30 protein-coding genes are annotated in these 16,470 nt (G+C 61.5%); 8 read left to right on the top strand and 22 right to left on the bottom strand.

Annotated features, from left to right (window positions below):
- The first annotated feature begins 1 nt into the window (after window position 1).
- On the top strand, window positions 2-931 hold the full coding sequence (locus Q9K02_RS12465; RefSeq protein WP_305933187.1) for a Csu type fimbrial protein: 930 nt from the start codon (window positions 2-4) through the stop codon (window positions 929-931).
- On the opposite strand, the gene Q9K02_RS12460 is transcribed toward Q9K02_RS12465, so the two are convergent.
- Window positions 932-1,336 carry a hypothetical protein gene (locus Q9K02_RS12460; protein ID WP_305933186.1) on the bottom strand — a complete coding sequence of 135 codons (405 nt, stop codon included), beginning with the start codon at window positions 1,334-1,336 and terminating at the stop codon, window positions 932-934.
- 120 nt (window positions 1,337-1,456) lie between these two features.
- Here Q9K02_RS12460 and Q9K02_RS12455 point away from each other — a divergent pair, with 120 nt between their 5' ends.
- A complete protein-coding gene (locus Q9K02_RS12455; RefSeq protein WP_305933185.1) occupies window positions 1,457-1,771 on the top strand; it encodes a nitronate monooxygenase family protein in 315 nt (104 codons plus the stop codon).
- Between the two features lie 16 nt (window positions 1,772-1,787).
- On the top strand, window positions 1,788-2,717 hold the full coding sequence (locus Q9K02_RS12450) for a glutathione S-transferase (protein WP_305933184.1): 930 nt from the start codon (window positions 1,788-1,790) through the stop codon (window positions 2,715-2,717).
- A gap of 220 nt (window positions 2,718-2,937) precedes the next feature.
- On the opposite strand, the gene Q9K02_RS12445 is transcribed toward Q9K02_RS12450, so the two are convergent.
- The 8 genes from Q9K02_RS12445 to leuC all read right to left on the bottom strand — a co-directional run bounded on the left by Q9K02_RS12445 (window position 2,938) and on the right by leuC (window position 8,223).
- Entirely contained in the window at window positions 2,938-3,720 is a 783-nt protein-coding gene (locus tag Q9K02_RS12445) for an NUDIX hydrolase (protein ID WP_305933183.1), read from the bottom strand.
- A gap of 291 nt (window positions 3,721-4,011) precedes the next feature.
- Complete coding sequence (grxD, locus tag Q9K02_RS12440) at window positions 4,012-4,344, bottom strand: Grx4 family monothiol glutaredoxin (protein ID WP_278328019.1); 333 nt, start codon at window positions 4,342-4,344, stop codon at window positions 4,012-4,014.
- Between the two features lie 36 nt (window positions 4,345-4,380).
- Window positions 4,381-4,614 carry a BolA family transcriptional regulator gene (locus tag Q9K02_RS12435; RefSeq protein ID WP_305933182.1) on the bottom strand — a complete coding sequence of 78 codons (234 nt, stop codon included), beginning with the start codon at window positions 4,612-4,614 and terminating at the stop codon, window positions 4,381-4,383.
- Between the two features lie 4 nt (window positions 4,615-4,618).
- The gene (locus tag Q9K02_RS12430; RefSeq protein ID WP_278322105.1) at window positions 4,619-4,942 is read right to left on the bottom strand and encodes a DUF1476 domain-containing protein; all 324 of its coding nucleotides are present in this window, start codon (window positions 4,940-4,942) and stop codon (window positions 4,619-4,621) included.
- 68 nt (window positions 4,943-5,010) lie between these two features.
- Window positions 5,011-6,009, bottom strand: a complete 999-nt coding sequence (locus tag Q9K02_RS12425) for an NADPH:quinone oxidoreductase family protein (protein WP_305933181.1) — start codon at window positions 6,007-6,009, stop codon at window positions 5,011-5,013.
- Window positions 6,006-6,611, bottom strand: a complete 606-nt coding sequence (gene leuD / locus Q9K02_RS12420; RefSeq protein ID WP_305933180.1) for a 3-isopropylmalate dehydratase small subunit — start codon at window positions 6,609-6,611, stop codon at window positions 6,006-6,008. The genes Q9K02_RS12425 and leuD overlap by 4 nt, the downstream gene beginning before the upstream one ends.
- Window positions 6,611-6,757 (bottom strand): isopropylmalate isomerase, encoded by a 147-nt coding sequence (locus Q9K02_RS12415; protein WP_278328023.1) that lies wholly within the window; start codon window positions 6,755-6,757, stop codon window positions 6,611-6,613. Before Q9K02_RS12415 ends, leuD begins: the two co-directional genes overlap by 1 nt.
- Before the next feature lie 14 nt (window positions 6,758-6,771).
- Window positions 6,772-8,223: a 3-isopropylmalate dehydratase large subunit gene (gene leuC, locus Q9K02_RS12410; protein WP_305933179.1), complete on the bottom strand. Its 1,452-nt coding sequence runs from the start codon at window positions 8,221-8,223 to the stop codon at window positions 6,772-6,774.
- A gap of 89 nt (window positions 8,224-8,312) precedes the next feature.
- On the opposite strand from leuC, the gene Q9K02_RS12405 reads away from it, so the two are divergent.
- From Q9K02_RS12405 to Q9K02_RS12395, 3 genes are read left to right on the top strand one after another with little or no spacing between them, the layout of a single operon-like run.
- Complete coding sequence (locus Q9K02_RS12405) at window positions 8,313-8,735, top strand: acyl-CoA thioesterase (RefSeq protein ID WP_305933178.1); 423 nt, start codon at window positions 8,313-8,315, stop codon at window positions 8,733-8,735.
- A gap of 39 nt (window positions 8,736-8,774) precedes the next feature.
- A complete protein-coding gene (locus tag Q9K02_RS12400) occupies window positions 8,775-9,545 on the top strand; it encodes a fatty acid desaturase (RefSeq protein ID WP_305933177.1) in 771 nt (256 codons plus the stop codon).
- Window positions 9,542-10,045, top strand: coding sequence for a sterol desaturase family protein (locus Q9K02_RS12395; RefSeq protein ID WP_305933176.1), 504 nt, complete (start codon window positions 9,542-9,544; stop codon window positions 10,043-10,045). The genes Q9K02_RS12400 and Q9K02_RS12395 overlap by 4 nt, the downstream gene beginning before the upstream one ends.
- A 38-nt stretch (window positions 10,046-10,083) precedes the next feature.
- Here Q9K02_RS12395 and Q9K02_RS12390 read toward each other — a convergent pair whose 3' ends face one another.
- From Q9K02_RS12390 to Q9K02_RS12330, 13 genes are all read right to left on the bottom strand, one after another.
- Entirely contained in the window at window positions 10,084-10,242 is a 159-nt protein-coding gene (locus Q9K02_RS12390; RefSeq protein ID WP_067788628.1) for a YqaE/Pmp3 family membrane protein, read from the bottom strand.
- A 72-nt stretch (window positions 10,243-10,314) separates the two neighbouring features.
- Window positions 10,315-10,665, bottom strand: a complete 351-nt coding sequence (locus Q9K02_RS12385) for a YbaN family protein (RefSeq protein ID WP_305933175.1) — start codon at window positions 10,663-10,665, stop codon at window positions 10,315-10,317.
- Between the two features lies 1 nt (window position 10,666).
- Complete coding sequence (locus tag Q9K02_RS12380) at window positions 10,667-11,074, bottom strand: SufE family protein (RefSeq protein ID WP_305933174.1); 408 nt, start codon at window positions 11,072-11,074, stop codon at window positions 10,667-10,669.
- 97 nt (window positions 11,075-11,171) lie between these two features.
- Window positions 11,172-11,405: a hypothetical protein gene (locus Q9K02_RS12375; RefSeq protein WP_305933173.1), complete on the bottom strand. Its 234-nt coding sequence runs from the start codon at window positions 11,403-11,405 to the stop codon at window positions 11,172-11,174.
- Between the two features lie 43 nt (window positions 11,406-11,448).
- Window positions 11,449-11,754, bottom strand: a complete 306-nt coding sequence (locus Q9K02_RS12370) for a hypothetical protein (RefSeq protein WP_305933172.1) — start codon at window positions 11,752-11,754, stop codon at window positions 11,449-11,451.
- Window positions 11,751-12,059, bottom strand: coding sequence for a hypothetical protein (locus tag Q9K02_RS12365; protein ID WP_305933171.1), 309 nt, complete (start codon window positions 12,057-12,059; stop codon window positions 11,751-11,753). Before Q9K02_RS12365 ends, Q9K02_RS12370 begins: the two co-directional genes overlap by 4 nt.
- A complete protein-coding gene (locus Q9K02_RS12360; RefSeq protein ID WP_305933170.1) occupies window positions 12,059-12,367 on the bottom strand; it encodes a hypothetical protein in 309 nt (102 codons plus the stop codon). Before Q9K02_RS12360 ends, Q9K02_RS12365 begins: the two co-directional genes overlap by 1 nt.
- Window positions 12,367-12,702, bottom strand: coding sequence for a hypothetical protein (locus tag Q9K02_RS12355; RefSeq protein WP_305933169.1), 336 nt, complete (start codon window positions 12,700-12,702; stop codon window positions 12,367-12,369). Before Q9K02_RS12355 ends, Q9K02_RS12360 begins: the two co-directional genes overlap by 1 nt.
- On the bottom strand, window positions 12,702-13,010 hold the full coding sequence (locus Q9K02_RS12350) for a hypothetical protein (protein WP_305933168.1): 309 nt from the start codon (window positions 13,008-13,010) through the stop codon (window positions 12,702-12,704). The genes Q9K02_RS12355 and Q9K02_RS12350 overlap by 1 nt, the downstream gene beginning before the upstream one ends.
- A gap of 24 nt (window positions 13,011-13,034) precedes the next feature.
- Complete coding sequence (gene pspC, locus Q9K02_RS12345) at window positions 13,035-13,409, bottom strand: envelope stress response membrane protein PspC (protein WP_278328037.1); 375 nt, start codon at window positions 13,407-13,409, stop codon at window positions 13,035-13,037.
- Window positions 13,406-13,702 carry an envelope stress response membrane protein PspB gene (gene pspB / locus Q9K02_RS12340; protein WP_305933167.1) on the bottom strand — a complete coding sequence of 99 codons (297 nt, stop codon included), beginning with the start codon at window positions 13,700-13,702 and terminating at the stop codon, window positions 13,406-13,408. The genes pspC and pspB overlap by 4 nt, the downstream gene beginning before the upstream one ends.
- Before the next feature lie 3 nt (window positions 13,703-13,705).
- Entirely contained in the window at window positions 13,706-14,605 is a 900-nt protein-coding gene (gene pspA / locus Q9K02_RS12335) for a phage shock protein PspA (RefSeq protein WP_422785431.1), read from the bottom strand.
- Complete coding sequence (locus Q9K02_RS12330; RefSeq protein WP_278328039.1) at window positions 14,602-14,754, bottom strand: hypothetical protein; 153 nt, start codon at window positions 14,752-14,754, stop codon at window positions 14,602-14,604. Before Q9K02_RS12330 ends, pspA begins: the two co-directional genes overlap by 4 nt.
- A gap of 181 nt (window positions 14,755-14,935) precedes the next feature.
- On the opposite strand from Q9K02_RS12330, the gene pspF reads away from it, so the two are divergent.
- Window positions 14,936-15,970 (top strand): phage shock protein operon transcriptional activator, encoded by a 1,035-nt coding sequence (gene pspF / locus Q9K02_RS12325; RefSeq protein ID WP_305933166.1) that lies wholly within the window; start codon window positions 14,936-14,938, stop codon window positions 15,968-15,970.
- A gap of 56 nt (window positions 15,971-16,026) precedes the next feature.
- A complete protein-coding gene (locus Q9K02_RS12320; RefSeq protein WP_305933165.1) occupies window positions 16,027-16,329 on the top strand; it encodes a hypothetical protein in 303 nt (100 codons plus the stop codon).
- Window positions 16,330-16,470 lie beyond the last annotated feature (141 nt).

Raw genomic sequence — 16,470 nt, 5'->3', positions numbered from 1 at the left:
TATGAGACAGCTGAACTTAGTCCTGACCCTGATCGCGCTCGCCGCGATGCCCACTTCGCTGATGGCAGCCGAATGCGTGCCCGAGTTCGCGAGTTCCGACCAATCGGTAGTAGTTAGCGGCGTCGAGATTGCCCCCGGCGCGATGAGCGTCGACAATTTCCAGGTGCGTATAAGAAAATCGGTCGGAGAGGGCAGCGACGCCGGCCGCGGGCCTGCCGGAAATGCTTGCCCGGCGACGATCAGGGTCTCGCGTCTGACGGGCCCGGTCGATCCGAACTTTCCCGAATACAATCTCAGGGCGCCCGGACAGCCGCAAATCGAGATTCTCCAGGACCCTTCGTCCAGTGGCACTTCGCTCAGCGACGTGAAGATCGCAAATGCGTCGGTAGGACAACAAGGGCGTTCGGTCCCGTTCGAGCTACAAGTACCTACCGAGTGGGGTCTGACGGCAGGGACCTACACCGATCGGCTGGAACTGCTTTTGTTCGACCAGAACGGGGCACTTGTCGACCGGACCAACCTTACGATCACCATACTAATTCCAGCCACAGTCTCTGTTAGATTCGTAGGCGCAGTGATCGGTGGTGGCTTCGGATCCGGAGCACGGATTGATCTCGGCACATTATCAACGTCCGAACAGACGCGGTCACAACCTTTTGGCGCGCGCATTTTCAGCACCGCGCCTTATCTGGTGAACGTCGCTTCCGCCAATTCGGGTAACCTGGCGCACGTCGATCTCGGTAGCGAAATTCCCTATCGTCTGTACTTCGACGGGGCGCAAGTCGATCTCACTGGTATCAGCGCCTTCACTTACCTTGCTCCTACTCCCCGTTCAGGGAATACCCGCCCGATGAGCTTGGAAGTTCCGCCGGCTTCAGTTCCGGCGGGACGGTACAACGACCGGATAACACTGACAGTCAGTGCCCTTTGATCAAAGGGCCGTAATTCCAAGGCTGATCGCCAGTTCCTCGCGTAAGCCCCGCGCCTGAACGACGAACGGCACCTTTTTCGCTACAGGACTCTGGCGGACAGAAATCTCGGTAAGGCCGGTTGGCGCAAGCGGGCTGGCTTGTCCGGCGTAAACGATGCGCGCAGTTTCTCCTGCCGCCAATGTACGGTGCGACGCGATCACGCGAAAACCATGGCTGGCGTTGCACATCTCGAACACATCACCCGTAGTAACCCCACTTTCCGGATCGACCGAAGCGATAGAAGCTTCTAGCTGGCAAATCTCTGGGATATTTAGGGAAATGCGCATCCCTGCCGACGCGCCTGGATTGGCTTGGGCGGCGCAGGGAAAAGCCAGAACGGTAGCAAACAGGGCAAAGCGAAGCATGGTCTTCTCCTTTGCCCGAATTCATAACTAGGAAAATTAAACATCCGGTATATTTGGAGCTCCCGCCCCTTTCATAGAGATAGGATGCTGCTCGGCCACGGCTTCCTCTAACATTATTTCTTGCCGGACCAGCGCCAGAAGAAGCTTATCTTCCGTGCCTATCGCAACACCGCGCGCGTCGCCGCCAACTCGATCTCCCAGGAAGTCGTGAAGCTAGAGCGCGAAGGTCAATACTTCGAAGAGGTTGCGCATCTGGTGAAGGGACAGCGCGGCCTTGAAGGCTATGAAGTCAGCGATACCGATCGCGGGGTCTGGAGCGCAGGCATGATCCAAGGATTGATCTACGATGTTCCGGGCGTAAGCGAACTGGTCGAACGCATCATCGAAGAGGCGGCTGCGATCATCACTCAACGACTTGCCGAACTAGTTCTATAGGGCGCAAGGACATTGTGTGCCGAACAGCGACGACATTATCCTACATCATTACGATGCATCGCCGTTTTCCGACAAAGTCCGCGGGCTGCTCGGCCTCAAAGGCCTCAGTTGGAAATCGGTCGTCACGCCCAACATGATGCCGAAGCCAGATCTCATTCCCTTGACCGGCGGCTATCGCCGCGCGCCGGTAATGCAGATTGGGGCAGACATCTATTGCGATAGCCAAGTCATCATGGCCGAGATAGAGCGCCGCTTCCCTGAACCGGAGACCGATCTGGGGTCGAGTTGGCCCGTCAACCTATGGGCGGACAGAATTTGGTTCCAGCACTCGGTCGCCATCATTTTTGGCTCACTTGGCGACCAAGTTGCCCCAGCTTTCATCGCCGACCGCGAGAAGCTGTCGGGGCGCCCTTTCGACGTGAAGGCAATGGCAGCCGCTGCCGAGCCGGCGAAGGCGCAATGGCGTGCTCAGGCGGGCTGGATCGAAAGCGCTTTGGCTTCTGCCAACGACGCTTTCCTCTGTGGTGATACTGCCGGCATCGCCGACCCCTCCGCACACATGAACATCTGGTTCCTCGCTTCGGTTTTCCCCGACATGGCGAGCGAATTGCTGCAAGGCTTCGATCGCCTGAACGAATGGCGAGCATCCATCAAGCACATCGGGCAAGGAGATCGGCTAGAGATCAGCGGTGCCGACGCGATCAGAGTGGCTTCGGAAGCTGAGCCAGTTGAAGCGATACCGGAACATACAGAGGCAGGAACTATATGCCGAATGATCGGCAAGAAAGTGATCACCTCAGCCGACGATTATGGCCGTGATCCCATCGCAGGAGAACTCATCGCATCCACAAACCAGAGGTCGGTAATCATGCGAACTGATCCTGCGACCGGAACCGCAACAATCACGTTCCCCAAAGTCGATTTCGTCGTGACAGAAGAACAGTGATCGAACATACCGGCATACCCGGCTACACCCTTTTCGACCGCCCATATCAAGAAGCTACCTAGAGGTGGAGTATCCGCTCTCGCGAGTTTCGGAAGCCGTCCCGAATAGCCGGAATGAGGGCGCAAAGCCACGAGCATGGGGGCAGGAGGTTGAGATTCTCAAATGATTACAGTGCCTAGCATATTCATGCCGGGTGCGCCAAATCATTGGCAGTAAGCTTCTATCCCCGCGCCACGGTGTCCAGCGGTTCGCCGGTCACAGGATAGCCCAGGTCCTCACCGATCTCGAGCCAGGTCTGGCCGTCGCGGTCGCCCATGTAGGGCGTGATCGTGCGTACCGGGATTGCTTCTGCCTGCGCCTTGGCTTCGGCGTAGCTGCCGAAGAGGGCGAGACGTTCGAGATTGCGCCGGGTCGGGAAGATGACCTTGATCTCGCCGCGTTCCGCCGCATCGAGTGCGCCCTGCGCCGTCGTCCAGAACAGATGCGTGTTCTCGGACAGATCGGCTTCGATTTCGACTGCCCCTGTGCCGAGGTCCGCCAGGTAGAAGCGCGTGTCGTAGACGCGCGGTATGCGCTCATTCTTCGGAAACCAGCGCGCGAAAGGCGTCAGCTGCGCCAAGTCGAGGTCCCAGCCGAAATGATCGAGCACCGGCGCCAGTTCACCGGTCTGTTGCAGATAGTCCCGCGCCGCGCGGGCCTGGGCCGCGTCGATATCGCCCGACAGTCCGATTGCGAGGCCGGTCTCTTCCAGAGTTTCCCTTACGACTGCGATCTGATGCGCGGCCTCTTCCGGATCTAGCGGGCCGCCGATCCGGGCGCCGAGATCGAAATCCGCCGGATCGACCCGGCCGCCGGGGAACACCGCCATGCCGCCGGCGAACACCATCTCGCGCGATCGGATCGTCATGAGGATTTCCGGCGGACCATCGTCCGCGCCATGACGGAAGATCACTACGGTGGCGGCGGGAATTCCTTCGGACGCCGGGTCGGATGGTGTGCTCATGTTGGCATGTGTGGCCTGCAGTGCGCAGCTTGCCAAGTGCATTCGGCGAAGCGGTGTCGGAGAAGTTTACAGATGCGTCGGGTCAAGGCTTGGCGTTAACCATCGAAACTGCTGCAAACGCTGAAAATGTCTAGTTTGGCACGCTCTGTGCATAGTGATGGATGTCCCGACACAGTCTCCCGCGGGGCGCGCTGTCCCTGGTTTTAAGCAGCGCCTCGACGTGAACAAAAAGGCCCGCCCGGTTGTCTCCCGGGCGGGCCTTTCCCGTTCTGGTCTCGTCGGTCTGGGAAATCAGGACTCGGCTTTGGCCACCTGCTTTTCATCCATCATGGTCTGAAGCTCTCCGGCTTCGAACATTTCCATCATGATGTCGCTGCCGCCAACGAATTCACCCTTCACATAAAGCTGCGGAATGGTCGGCCAGTCCGAATAGGTCTTGATGCCTTGCCGGATTTCCATGTCCTGCAAAACGTCCACGCTTTCATAGGCGACGCCGCAATGGTCGAGGATCGCGACAGCGCGGCTCGAGAAGCCACACTGGGGGAACAGCGGCGTGCCCTTCATGAACAGGACTACATCGTTTGAGCCGACAACGTCGGCGATGCGCGTATTGGTGTCGGACATAGCGGTCCGTCCTTTATCTGAGAAACTTGATGGGGATCAGTTGGGGGCTTGGGTGGTCAGTTGCAAGGCGTGCAGTTCGCCGCCCATGCGCCCGCCCAGCGCATCGTAGACCATCTTGTGCTGTTGTACGCGGCTCTTGCCAGCGAACTGCGGGGCAGTGACCTTGGCTGCCCAATGATCGTTGTCGCCTGCCAGATCGCGCATTTCCACCTCGGCGCCGGGAAGCGCCGTCGTGATCGCCTCGACGATATCGTCTGCCGCCATCGGCATCGGATCAGCTTTCGCTCATATACTGGCGGCGGGCCTCTACGGCGCACTCTTCCAGCTTGGCGCGGATGTCGGCTTCGCTGACATCGCAATCGGCGGCGGTCAGGTCGCCCAGCAGCTTGCGGATCACGTCCTCGTCGCCCGCTTCCTCGAAATCGGCCTGGACGACCGCCTTCTTGTAGGCGTCGGTCTCTTCTTCGGTCAGGCCCATCAGGCCGGCGGCCCACTCGCCGACCAGCCGATTGCGGCGTGCCGCGATCTTGAAGGCGGTTTCCTGGTCGAAGGCGAATTTGGATTCCTCACCGCGTTCGCGATCCTTGAAGTCGGTCATGTCGTGTCCCTCGGGAATGAATAGCTGTTGCGGGGGAATAGGCGCGGCCCATCCCACCCGCAAGGGCGCTAGTCCATGGTGACGACGAGTTTTCCGATTGCGCCGCGGTTTTCCAGCTTGGCAATGGCCTCGTGGGCGCGTTCGATCGGATAGGTCTCGCTGACCAGCGGGCTGATCTTGCCCGCCTTCCACAAATCGAACAGCTCAGCAATGTGGGCCTTGTTCTTCTCCGGCTCGCGAGCGGTGAACGCGCCCCAGAACACACCGCGGATGTCACAGCTCTTTAGCAGCGTCAGGTTGAGCGGCATCTTGGCGATCCCGGCGGGAAAGCCAATAACAAGGAAACGCCCTTCCCACGCGATCGAGCGCAGGGCCGGCTCCGAATAATCGCCACCGACGATGTCGTAGACGATATCCGCCCCGCCTTCGCCGACAGCGGCCTTGAAGTCGTTCGCTAGCTGCTTGGAGGTGTCCTTGTCGAAAGGCGCGCGGGGGTAGATGACAACCTCGTCCGCACCGGCTTTCCTTGCGGTCTCTCCCTTTTCTTCGGTGGAGACGGCTGCGACCACGCGGCAGCCGTAGGCCTTGGCGAGTTCGACGGCAGAGAGGCCGACGCCGCCCGCTGCGCCGAGCACGAGGACGGTTTCGCCCTCCTTGATGTCGCCGCGATCCTTCAGGCCGTGGATGGTCGTCCCATAGGTCATCAGCAAGGCGCTGGCCTGCACCAGGTCGATGCCCTCGGGCACCTTGAACAGGCGTGCGGCATCGACGGCCAGTTTTTCCTGCAGACCGCCATTGCCGACGCCGCAGATCACCTTGTCACCGACTGCGAAGCCCTCGACGCCGTCGCCCAGCGCTTCGATCGTCCCGGAGATTTCGCCACCCGGCGCGAAGGGGCGGGGCGGCTTGAATTGATACATGTCGCGGATGATCAGCGTGTCGGGGAAATTGATCGCGCAGGCGGCGACCTTGATGAGAACCTGACCCTTACCGGGGGTCGGATCATCGATCTCCTCGACGACAAGGGTTTCGGGGCCGCCGGTTTCTTTCGACAGGACTGCTTTCATGCTGCGTCTCTCCTTTGCGGCGCGTCGAGCCAGGGAAGGGCCTGCGCGCGCTGTTGTTCATGGGTTTCAATGGCTGCGCCGCGTTCCAGCGTCAGGCCGATTTCGTCGAGCCCTTCCAGCAGGCAGTGCTTGCGGAACGGATCGACTTCGAAGGCGAAGCGATCCTGGAAGGGGGTGGTAACGGTCTGGTTCTCCAGATCGATCGTGATGGGGTGGTCCGCGGCGATTTCGAGCAGGCGGTCGACCTGATCCTGCGGCAGTTCCACCGTCAGGATGCCGTTCTTGAACGCGTTGCCCGAAAAGATGTCCGAGAAACTCGGCGCGATGACCGCCGTTATGCCGAGATCGAGCAGCGCCCAGGCGGCATGTTCCCGGCTCGACCCGCAACCGAAATTGTCGCCCGCGATGAGGATCGGGGCACCGGCAAAATCTTCTACGTCGAAAGGATTTCCGGGCGCTTCGCGGATAGTCTCGAATGCACCCTTGCCGAGGCCTTCGCGGCTGACCGTCTTGAGCCAGTGTGCAGGAATGATGACGTCGGTATCGACATTCTTCAGGCCCAGCGGGATCGCGCGGCCTTCGATCGTCGATACCTTGTCCATCAATCGGTCTCCGGTTTCTCGCCCGAGGGGATTTTGCCGGGCTGCTCTGGCTTGTTTTTGTCGGTGGTGCGCTTGCCTGCATAGAGCAGCGCGGCGGCGATGGCGGCAGAGCCGATGGCCCCGGCGATCTTGAGCTTGTTCGTCATGCCCCGTTCAATGGTCAGGCATCGACCGCTTGGCAAGGGGCGAGCGTGCGGACATCGGCGAGGCGACCGGTGACAGCGGCAGCAGCGGCCATCGCTGGGCTGACGAGGTGAGTACGTGCTCCGGGGCCCTGGCGACCGACGAAGTTGCGGTTGCTGGTGGACGCGCAACGTTCGCCGGGCGGCACTTTGTCGGGATTCATAGCCAGACAGGCCGAACAGCCGGGCTCGCGCCATTCGAAACCGGCGGCGGTGAAAACCCGGTCCAGGCCCTCGGCTTCCGCCTGCCGCTTGACGAGGCCGGAACCGGGCACGACGATCGCCCAGCGCACGTTCGCTGCTTTCGTGCGACCTTTGAGCACGTCCGCGGCGGCGCGCAGATCCTCGATGCGGCTGTTGGTGCAGCTGCCGATGAAGACGTTCTCGATCCGGATGTCCTCGATTCGCTGGCCGGGTTCGAGGCCCATGTAATCGAGGCTCTTGCGAGCGGCGGTTTGCTTGGAGGGGTCGGCGAAGCTTTCAGGAGCGGGCACATTGCCGCCCACTGGCACGACGTCTTCGGGGCTGGTGCCCCAGCTCACGGTCGGCTCGACAACCGCGGCATCGATCACGACGGTCTTGTCGAATACGGCATCGGGGTCGGAGTGCAGCGTCTTCCACCATGCGACCGCCTTGTCCCATGCTTCGCCTCGCGGGGCATAGGGGCGACCTTCGAGATAGGAAAAGACCGTATCGTCCGGCGCAATCAGACCGGCGCGCGCGCCGCCTTCGATGCTCATGTTGCAGACGGTGAGACGGCCCTCGACGCTCATCCGCTCGAACACGGGCCCGCGATACTCGATCACGTGGCCCGTGCCGCCTGCGGTGCCGATCACGCCGATGATGTGCAGGATCAGATCCTTCGGAGTGACGCCGGGGCCGAGTTCGCCTTCGACCCTGACTTCCATCGATTTCGACGGGCGCAATTGCAGCGTCTGCGTCGCCAGCACATGTTCGACCTCGCTCGTGCCGATGCCGAAGGCCAGCGCGCCGACGCCGCCATGCGCTGCCGTATGACTGTCACCGCAGACGATCGTCGCACCGGGGAGCGAAAAGCCCTGTTCCGGCCCGACGACATGGACGATGCCCTGTTCGGGTGCGGTCGCGTCGATGTAATCGATGCCGAATGCGGGGGCGTTCGCTTCCAGCGCAGCCAGCTGAGCGGCGCTCTGTGGATCCTCGATCGGCAGGCGGTTCCCGGACACATCGGTGCGCGGGGTGGTCGGTAGATTGTGATCGGGAACGGCCAGCGTCAGGTCGGGTCGGCGTACTTTACGTCCCGCCAGCCGCAGCGCCTCGAAGGCCTGCGGGCTGGTGACTTCGTGTACCAAGTGCCGGTCGATATAGAGGATGCAGGTGCCGTCGTCGCGGCGCTCGACCACATGGGCGTCCCAGATTTTCTCGTAAAGCGTGCGCGGTTTGCTGGCCATGGCGCGAAATTGCGGCACGAATGTCACGAGCGCAAAAAGGCAATTCCAGAGTCTTCCAAACTTAACCTTTCTCTGCTCTACTGACACTTATGTCAGCAAAGCCATTCGCATTTCCGATCAAAGTGATTCCCTCGGACATCGACTTCATGGGGCACGTGAACAACGCGCGTTACCTGAACTGGGTGCAGGATACGGTGCTGGCGCACTGGCAGAAGCTTGCACCGGCCGAGGAAGTGGCGAGCAAGGCATGGGTCGCACTCAAGCACGAGATCACGTACCGCAAGCCAGCTTTCCTGCATGACGATGTGATCGCCGAAACGGTGCTGGAGAAGATCAAGGGCGCACGCTCGTTCTACAACACCGTCATCAAGCGCGGCGAGGAGGTGCTGGCCGAGGTGCAGAGCATGTGGTGCTGCCTCGATAGCGAAACGCATCGCCCCGCACGCATCAGCAGCGAAGTCGCCGAGAAATTTTTCGGCCTTAAGACCCGCCAGCCTTCTTGCGGGGAATAGGGTTTTGCGCCGACGGCTGCGCATCCCTATATAGCAGACATGGGTCGACCGTCGGTCAGTACTGAAACCGCAGCCGGCGAAATACGCCAGGCGTTGACAGGCCTCGCGTTGACGGCGGCAATCTTTGCCGCGTGGCTGACCATCCATCTCTTCGCCATGTTCGTGTTCCAGCTAACCTGGGCGAGCCTGCCGCTGGCCCTGGTCATGGCGATCGTACAGTGCTGGCTTTCGGTCGGCATGTTTATCGCCAGCCACGACGCGATGCATGGCTCGCTCGTTCCCGGCGGCGGGCGCATCAACGACGTGGTCGGCGGCTTCCTGCTGTTCGTATACGCTGGCTTCGCCTGGAGGCGGATGCGCGATGCCCATTTCGCGCATCACAAGGCGCCGGGCACCGCTGACGACCCGGACTTCAGCGTCGATCATCCGACACGGTTCTGGCCGTGGTACGGTACCTTCTTGAAGCGCTATTTCGGGTGGCAGTCGATCGCCTTCGTCAGCACGGTCGTAACCACATACTGGCTGTTGCTGGGTGTGCCGGTCGAGAAAATTGTCCTGCTCTACGGCGCACCGGCGATCGCTTCTTCGATGCAGCTGTTTTATTTCGGGACCTATCGCCCGCATCGGCACGACACTGCCGGGTTCGACGACAAGCACCACGCGCGCAGCGACGATTTCGGCACGCTGGCTTCTCTCGCCAGCTGCTTTCATTTCGGCTATCATCACGAACACCACCGCGCGCCGCATGTGCCGTGGTGGAAGCTGCCGGCCGCACGCAAGGCCATGGCCCTCGAAGAGACCAAAGCATGAGCATCGGTGCAATCCTCCTGACCGTCTTCCTGTCGATCCTCGGCATGGAGCTGTTCGCGTGGTGGGCGCACAAATACATTATGCACGGCTGGGGTTGGGGCTGGCACCGCGACCATCACGAGCCGCACGAAAAGGTATTCGAGAAGAACGATCTCTACGCCGTGACCTTCGGCACCATCGTATTCGGCATGTTCGCGATCGGTTACGCCATGGGCTGGGACGTACTGTGGTGGGTAGCCTTCGGGATCACTTGCTACGGCCTGATATACACGCTGGTGCACGATGGACTGGTTCACCAGCGGTATTGGCGCTGGGTGCCCAAGCGCGGCTATGCCAAGCGGCTGGTGCAGGCGCACAGGCTGCACCATGCGACCATCGGCAAGGAAGGCGGCGTCAGCTTCGGTTTCGTGTTCGCGCGCGACCCGGCTAAGCTTAAGGCAGAATTACGACGCCAGCGCGAGACGGGCGAGGCCGTCGTACGCGAAAGCGCCGGAGCCTAGAGGCCCCGGCGCTTCCGGATCCTTCGCTGTAGCGCGTTTTACCTGGCGTAATTCACATACAGGCCGTGGATCAGGCCGGGAATGAAGCCGAGCAGCGTCAGCACGAGGTTGATCAGCGTCGTCGTGCCCAGACCATGCTTCGCCGCAACGCCGAGCGGGGGCAGCAGGATGGTCGCGATCAGAATCAGAATTGCCATTGAGAGTGTCCTTTCGTTCACCCTCCCGTCGTATGATTGATCAACGGGTGGTCGCTGGCGCAGTTCCCGATATCATTCGTTGCGGGTTGCAATCCAGCCGCCGCAAATCACCAGGATGGCGATCGAAATCCAGTACCAAGGATGGCCGAGCGTATACCATGTGAAGATTGCGCCCACACTCATCGCACCGATGGCCATGGTCTTTGCGCGCCGACTGATGGCGCGCCGTTCGCGCCAATCTTTGACCTGCGGCCCCCAATGCGGGTGATCGAGGATTTTCTGCTCCCATTCGGGATTGCTGCGAGCAAAGAAATAGACCGCCAGCAGCAGGAACGGCACGGTCGGCATGATCGGCAGAAAGGCGCCGACAGCGGCGAGGCCGACGCTCAGCAGGCCGAGCCCACGATAGATCGGGCGTTTCATTTCATCCCGCCGCGATCCGCGCCGCATGTTCCTTCACCAGCGAGATCATGTTCGGCACCCCCTGGGTGCGATTGCTGGACAGTTGGTTCTTGAGGTCGAACGGCTCGAGCGCGGCCGTGACGTCCATTTGCGCGACCTCTTCGGCCGGCTTGTCCTGCACGGCGCTGATGACGAGCGCGACGATACCCTTGGTGATGGCGGCATTGCTGTCGGCGAGGAAACGGAGCTTGTCGGCTTCGCCCGTTGGATAGACCCAGACCGCCGCCGAACAGCCGCGCACCAGCGTCGCGTCCGTCTTAAGCGCATCGGGCATCGGCTCCAGCTCGCGGCCCAGCTCGATCAGCAGGCGATAGCGTTCGTCCCCTTCGAGAAACTCGTATTCTTCTGCAATATCGTCGAGGTTTCGCACCGTATCTCCGTTCGCCGGGCCCTGTCCCGATTCACGCGCGCCGCTAAGCGGGAAAGCAGCAGGCGGCAAGTCTAAGACGAACGGGTCGGCGATAGGTTCACAAGTCCACGCCGCTGGCGATCGCTTCCAGCTTGCGGATGCGCTCCTTCAGGTCGGCGATCTCGATCCGGGCGGCGCCCATGGGCGAACCGTCCTGGCGCGGCGCGGCGTCCTGTTCGAGTTCGCGGCGCTTCAGCTCAAGCCAGCCGTGCCAGCCGCGCAGCATTGCGGTGGCGACGATGACCAGGCCGAGCAGGCTCGCGCTGGCGATGATGATGGATGGTTCGAACATTGTTCCCTCATGTCCTCCTTGAACCGGTGTTGATCCTGCCGCCTCAGTCGGCCTGCTTGTCGCGCAGCGCTTCGATCTCGGCGGAAATTCTCTTGGTTTCGGCGGCGTCGAGCGAGTTGCCTTCGGTGGCGATCCGCTCGAGCACCTTGATGCGCTCGCGCAGGTCCTCGACCTCGCGCTTCGTCTGCACCTTGTCTTCGGTGTCGACCGAGCTTGCGCCGGGACCGATCCAGTGCTGGTTGCCTTTGCGGTCGGTAATGATCCCGCCCTGCGCCCGGTACTTTGCGGCCATGACCTTACCCACGACCACCATCATGACGATGATGACAACTGCAAGCGGCCAGGTCATTCGTTCATCTCCCGATTGCCGGTCTCGATCCGGTCGAGCGTGCGCAGTTCATCGATCTGGGAAGCGAGCGCATGATTGCTGTCGGTGGCGATGCGTTCGAGCACACGGACGCGTTCTTCCATCCTGCTGTAATCGCCGTTCTGGAAGCGGGCCTGCTGCGCTTTCGCTTCTTCGGCGCGCGCCTGCAGCTCCAGCTTGCGCTCCTTGTGATCGTGCTCGCGCTTGTTCATGACATAAGCGAAGGGAAAGACGATCGACAGCACGACCAGAATGAAGCCGAAGATGAGGAGCAGGTCGGGGTCCATCAATTGGCCTCCCGCTTGTCGCGCAGCTGTTCGATCTCGCTGGTCAGGTGGTAGCCGCTATCGGTAACGATGCGTTCGACATTCGCCATCCGGTCCTTCATCGAGCCGAGCTCGGCGCGTAGTTCGGCGTTCTCCTGCGTGAGCAGCTTGACCCGTTCGACCGCCTGGTCGTTCTTCGGATAGATCGCCTTGCCCCAGCTGTTCTCCAGCGGGTAGCCCATCTTCATGCGCATCCAGCTGTTCACGATCCAGCCACCGGTCATGATCGCAACGCCGACGATGATCGCCGTTTCGCTAAGGAATTCCATTATGCTTTCTCCCCTTTCTTCAGCGACAGCGGCACGCCATTGTCTTCGTCGCGGTCGCGCAAGGCCTCGATCTCGTCATGGAGCGAGTAGCCGCGGTCGGTGACGATCTTCTCCAGCACGATCATGCGGTCCTGCATGGCGTCGAGCTTGTCGTGAAGCTGGCGGTTCTCTGCCTTGAGCGCTTTCGTTTCGACGGTATCGCCGCGCTCGGTCTTGCCGCCCCATTCGTCTTCGAGCGAATAGCCATGCTTGGCGCGGATCCAGTTGTTGACGAGCCATCCCACCGTACTGATTGCGACCAGCAGGACGACGAAGGTCGGTCCACCCCAATCCATCACGCCTTCTCCTGTCGCTTGATGTCGAGCGGGACGCCCGTGCCTTCTTCATGGCTTTTGGTGTCGCGCAGTGCCTCGATCTGGGCGGCGACGTCATAGCCCTTGTCGGTCACGATCCGCTCCAGCACCTGGACGCGCTGCTCCAGTTCGGCGACCTGGGTCGCGTGGCGGGCGGCTTCCTCGGCGCTTCGCGATGCGGTGGCGTTGAGGCGCTTCTCCTCCAGCTTGCGCTGGTTGGCGATCCACACGATGGCGACGACCATGATGAAGGGCGCCAGCGGGATCATGAGTGCGAGAATGCCTTCCATAAATCTTCCCCTTTTGTCTGGTGCTTACCGAAGCCGTTCGATTTCGGCGTTCAGGCGCGGATTGCTGCTGACGTAGAAGGTTTCGACTTCGGCCAGGCGGCGATCGACATCCTTCATCTTGGCGCGGATTTCGCGCGCCGTGCGCTTCGGGTTCTGGCGGACGCGCTGCCAGTATTTGCTCTCGTCCTGATCGGTGTAGAGATGCGGCGGCTTCTTGTTCAGCAAAATGCCGGCGGCGAAATAGGCGAGGATCGGCCAGCCCATGCTGATGGCCAGGATCAGGAAGCCCAGCCGGACCCACAGGGCATTGACCCCGGTGTAGTCGGCGATGCCCGAGAGCACGCCCATGAACTTCGCATTCTGCTTGTCGCGATAGAGGGTGGTGCGGGGGCTGTTCACTGGGATGCTCCTTTTTTCTCTGCCATCAGCTGTTCGAGTTCGCGCAGCTGCTGGTTGTCGACTTCGCTGTCATGGACGAGGCGGGCCGGCTTGAAGTCGGGATTGTCGGACGCGACCAGGCGCTCGACCGTGTCCATCCGGTCGTCGAGCCGCTTGGCGAGGTTGTAGAGTTCCTCCAGCAGGGCTTCGTCGTCGGTGGTGATGGTGGCGGAGGTCTTCCACTTCGTGATGTAGTGAAGGACGATCCACGGGAGTGCGATGAATAGCGCGGCGATAAAAAGTACTTCTTCCACGGATCAGTCCTCCTTGGGTGCGCTGCCTTTACCCAGCGCCTTTTTCATCTGTTCGAGTTCGTCGTCGATGGCATCGGCCCCTTCCAGCGCGGCGATTTCGTCCGCGAGATTCGGGCTGTTCTTGCCATCGGCAATCTGAAGTGCATCGGCACGCCCCTCGGCGTAATCGACCCGGCGTTCGAGCTGGTCGAAGCGGCTCAGCGCATCGTCCACCCGCTCGTTGGTCATCAGGCTGCGGAGCTTGACGCGGTTCTCCGCGCTTTCCAGCCGGGCCGCGATGGCGGTCTGGCGGCTGCGCGCTTCGCGCAGGCGGTTCTGCAACTTCTGGATGTCCTGCTCATAGGCCCGCAGGGCATCGTCGAGCACCGAGATTTCCTGCTTCAGCTGGTCGGACATGTCCGATGCCTTCTTGCGCTCTACCAGAGCGGCGCGGGCGAGATCTTCGCGATCCTTCGACAGCGCCAGCTGTGCCTTCTCGCCCCAGTCGGCCTGGAGCTTGTCCAGCTTGACCGTGTGGCGATGCATTTCCTTCTGGTCGGCGATGGTGCGCGCGGCACTTGCGCGGACTTCGACCAACGTTTCCTCCATCTCGAGGATGATCATGCGGATCATCTTCTGGGGGTCGTCGGCCTTGTCCAGCATGTCGTTGAAATTGGCGGCGATGATATCGCGGGTGCGGCTGAAAATGCCCATCAATGGTGCTCCAGTAGAAAAAAAGTCCGATCCGAACCCGGAATCCTTGGCGCGTCCGCCTTCGCGAGTCGGGGTGGGCGAGCGGCGCAGCCGTTCTACCTCTTCCTCGAGCCGCGACAAATTCGTGCGGGGGCGGCCCGGAGCGTCTTGGGGACTGTCGGGGGAGTTGCGCTCCGGGCCAAGGGGGTCGTGGTCGGGCGGCAGAGTCATGCGATCTCGACCTGCTCGTAGGTTGCGATTGCCGCGACCGGCGTCGTGACCGTGATATGCGAGCTTAGCATTACGAATGCCGACATGGCGACGATGCTGGCGAGCGCTGCCTGGCCCAGTTGGGTGCGGAAGAAGCTGCGATCGTACATGGCGGTGTGCCTCCCTTGGGGTCGTCCGGCTGATCCGGGACCGAAATTGCTGTTGTGATATGTTCAGCAAGGGCCGTGCCAAAACTCGAAAGCGGCTGGAAAGCTGGAAGTTTTCACCGTTATGCGAGCATCGTGTTGGTTTTAATTGCCAAGCCTTGGTGTATTTTCCTATATCTTGGTCATGGAGCGGGAAAACCAGTTCATCGGCCAGTCCGGCGCCTTCCTCGACGCGGTGGAGCGTGCCAGCCGCGCGGCCCCAATGCGCCGGCCGGTGCTCGTCATCGGCGAGCGCGGTACGGGCAAGGAATTGATCGCAGAGCGTCTGCACCGCCTCTCCACCCGCTGGGACGAACCGCTCGTCACCATGAACTGCGCCGCCTTGCCGGAAACGCTCATCGAGGCTGAGCTGTTCGGGCACGAGGCGGGAGCCTTCACCGGCGCTACCAAGCAACGCGTCGGCCGGTTCGAAGAAGCCGACAAAGGCACGCTGTTTCTCGACGAACTGGGCACGCTGTCGATGGGGGCGCAGGAACGCCTGTTGCGCGCCGTCGAATATGGCGAAGTCACGCGCATCGGCTCCAGCCGACCCGTTCGCGTGGACGTCAGGATCGTCGCGGCGACCAATGAAGACCTGCCCGAAAAGGCCGCCCGCGGCGAATTCCGGGCCGACTTGCTCGACCGGCTGAGCTTCGAGGTCATAACCTTGCCGCCGCTCCGCGTGCGCGAGGGCGATGTCGAGGTGCTGGCGGATTACTTCGGCCGCCGCATGGCCGCAGAGCTGGGCTGGGAAGGCTGGCCGAGCTTCGCTCCGCATGTGACCGAGCAGATGGTAGCGCACGACTGGCCGGGCAATGTGCGCGAGCTGCGCAATGTGGTGGAACGCGCCGTCTATCGCTGGGACGACTGGAACGAACCGATCGGCCATGCGCAGTTCGATCCCTTCGACAGCCCGTGGAAGCCGGTTTCGCCCGTAAAGCGCCCGCCCCAGGCCGCCCCCGCCGCTGCCGGAGCAACCGCGCCACACGGTGCCGGTCCGGATTTCGAACATATCGACGACTTGCGCACCGCGGTTGACGATCACGAGAGGGCCATCGTGGAACACGCTCTCGGCAAGCACCGCTGGAACCAGCGACAGACGGCAAAGGCGCTGGGGCTAAGCTACGACCAGCTGAGGCACTGCATAAAGAAGCATGGCCTGATGCAGGAAGCCGATTAGCGGATTTTTTACCGGCGCGTATTGTAATACCTCAACTTTACTGAGGGGTATTGCTCATGGACATCGTAAAAGCCGGACTTTCGCTGGTCGGAACTGCCGTCATCGCTGGCTGGGTGGCATATTCGGTGTCTGCGCCGCGCAATGCGAACGCTTATATGAACCAGGAAATGGATGCTCTCGGCGGGCAGTCGATCAACGAGCACATGGCAGAGAAAAAGGCTGAAGTTGATGCCATGCAGTGTGCGGAATACTCGCGCCTGTCGCAGGAGTTGTGGGATCGGGCGGTCGCAAACGGCACGACGGAAGTTGATTCTGCCCGGATCGACGAGTTGCAGCGCCAGGTGGATCGCTACTGCTAGGCCACGGGGGCCGCGCCTACGCCCGAGCAATTCTAGCGCTCGGCAAAGACTCATATTGCTTTTCGGTATCCGACGACCTAAATGGCCGTCATCCCGACATTGTCGCGACACTGAAGGGCTGGCGCCGCGAGGGGCCGGCAC

It is taken from the genome of Qipengyuania profundimaris (genome assembly GCF_030717945.1).
GTDB lineage: Bacteria > Pseudomonadota > Alphaproteobacteria > Sphingomonadales > Sphingomonadaceae > Qipengyuania > Qipengyuania profundimaris.
Note: the sequence above shows the minus strand (reverse complement) of the source record. Positions and strands in the feature narration are given on the sequence as shown.

What these genes read in the sequence shown, in the direction of transcription:
- Q9K02_RS12465 (WP_305933187.1), top strand. Translation starts at nt 2, where the DNA reads ATGAGACAGCTGAACTTAGTCCTGACCCTGATCGCGCTCGCCGCGATG.
- Q9K02_RS12460 (WP_305933186.1), bottom strand. Translation starts at nt 1,336, where the DNA reads ATGCTTCGCTTTGCCCTGTTTGCTACCGTTCTGGCTTTTCCCTGCGCC.
- Q9K02_RS12445 (WP_305933183.1), bottom strand. Translation starts at nt 3,720, where the DNA reads ATGAGCACACCATCCGACCCGGCGTCCGAAGGAATTCCCGCCGCCACC.
- grxD (WP_278328019.1), bottom strand. Translation starts at nt 4,344, where the DNA reads ATGTCCGACACCAATACGCGCATCGCCGACGTTGTCGGCTCAAACGAT.
- Q9K02_RS12435 (WP_305933182.1), bottom strand. Translation starts at nt 4,614, where the DNA reads ATGCCGATGGCGGCAGACGATATCGTCGAGGCGATCACGACGGCGCTT.
- Q9K02_RS12430 (WP_278322105.1), bottom strand. Translation starts at nt 4,942, where the DNA reads ATGACCGACTTCAAGGATCGCGAACGCGGTGAGGAATCCAAATTCGCC.
- Q9K02_RS12425 (WP_305933181.1), bottom strand. Translation starts at nt 6,009, where the DNA reads ATGAAAGCAGTCCTGTCGAAAGAAACCGGCGGCCCCGAAACCCTTGTC.
- leuD (WP_305933180.1), bottom strand. Translation starts at nt 6,611, where the DNA reads ATGGACAAGGTATCGACGATCGAAGGCCGCGCGATCCCGCTGGGCCTG.
- Q9K02_RS12415 (WP_278328023.1), bottom strand. Translation starts at nt 6,757, where the DNA reads ATGACGAACAAGCTCAAGATCGCCGGGGCCATCGGCTCTGCCGCCATC.
- leuC (WP_305933179.1), bottom strand. Translation starts at nt 8,223, where the DNA reads ATGGCCAGCAAACCGCGCACGCTTTACGAGAAAATCTGGGACGCCCAT.
- Q9K02_RS12405 (WP_305933178.1), top strand. Translation starts at nt 8,313, where the DNA reads ATGTCAGCAAAGCCATTCGCATTTCCGATCAAAGTGATTCCCTCGGAC.
- Q9K02_RS12400 (WP_305933177.1), top strand. Translation starts at nt 8,775, where the DNA reads ATGGGTCGACCGTCGGTCAGTACTGAAACCGCAGCCGGCGAAATACGC.
- Q9K02_RS12395 (WP_305933176.1), top strand. Translation starts at nt 9,542, where the DNA reads ATGAGCATCGGTGCAATCCTCCTGACCGTCTTCCTGTCGATCCTCGGC.
- Q9K02_RS12390 (WP_067788628.1), bottom strand. Translation starts at nt 10,242, where the DNA reads ATGGCAATTCTGATTCTGATCGCGACCATCCTGCTGCCCCCGCTCGGC.
- Q9K02_RS12385 (WP_305933175.1), bottom strand. Translation starts at nt 10,665, where the DNA reads ATGAAACGCCCGATCTATCGTGGGCTCGGCCTGCTGAGCGTCGGCCTC.
- Q9K02_RS12375 (WP_305933173.1), bottom strand. Translation starts at nt 11,405, where the DNA reads ATGTTCGAACCATCCATCATCATCGCCAGCGCGAGCCTGCTCGGCCTG.
- Q9K02_RS12370 (WP_305933172.1), bottom strand. Translation starts at nt 11,754, where the DNA reads ATGACCTGGCCGCTTGCAGTTGTCATCATCGTCATGATGGTGGTCGTG.
- Q9K02_RS12365 (WP_305933171.1), bottom strand. Translation starts at nt 12,059, where the DNA reads ATGGACCCCGACCTGCTCCTCATCTTCGGCTTCATTCTGGTCGTGCTG.
- Q9K02_RS12360 (WP_305933170.1), bottom strand. Translation starts at nt 12,367, where the DNA reads ATGGAATTCCTTAGCGAAACGGCGATCATCGTCGGCGTTGCGATCATG.
- Q9K02_RS12355 (WP_305933169.1), bottom strand. Translation starts at nt 12,702, where the DNA reads ATGGATTGGGGTGGACCGACCTTCGTCGTCCTGCTGGTCGCAATCAGT.
- Q9K02_RS12350 (WP_305933168.1), bottom strand. Translation starts at nt 13,010, where the DNA reads ATGGAAGGCATTCTCGCACTCATGATCCCGCTGGCGCCCTTCATCATG.
- pspA (WP_422785431.1), bottom strand. Translation starts at nt 14,605, where the DNA reads ATGACTCTGCCGCCCGACCACGACCCCCTTGGCCCGGAGCGCAACTCC.
- Q9K02_RS12330 (WP_278328039.1), bottom strand. Translation starts at nt 14,754, where the DNA reads ATGTACGATCGCAGCTTCTTCCGCACCCAACTGGGCCAGGCAGCGCTC.
- pspF (WP_305933166.1), top strand. Translation starts at nt 14,936, where the DNA reads ATGGAGCGGGAAAACCAGTTCATCGGCCAGTCCGGCGCCTTCCTCGAC.
- Q9K02_RS12320 (WP_305933165.1), top strand. Translation starts at nt 16,027, where the DNA reads ATGGACATCGTAAAAGCCGGACTTTCGCTGGTCGGAACTGCCGTCATC.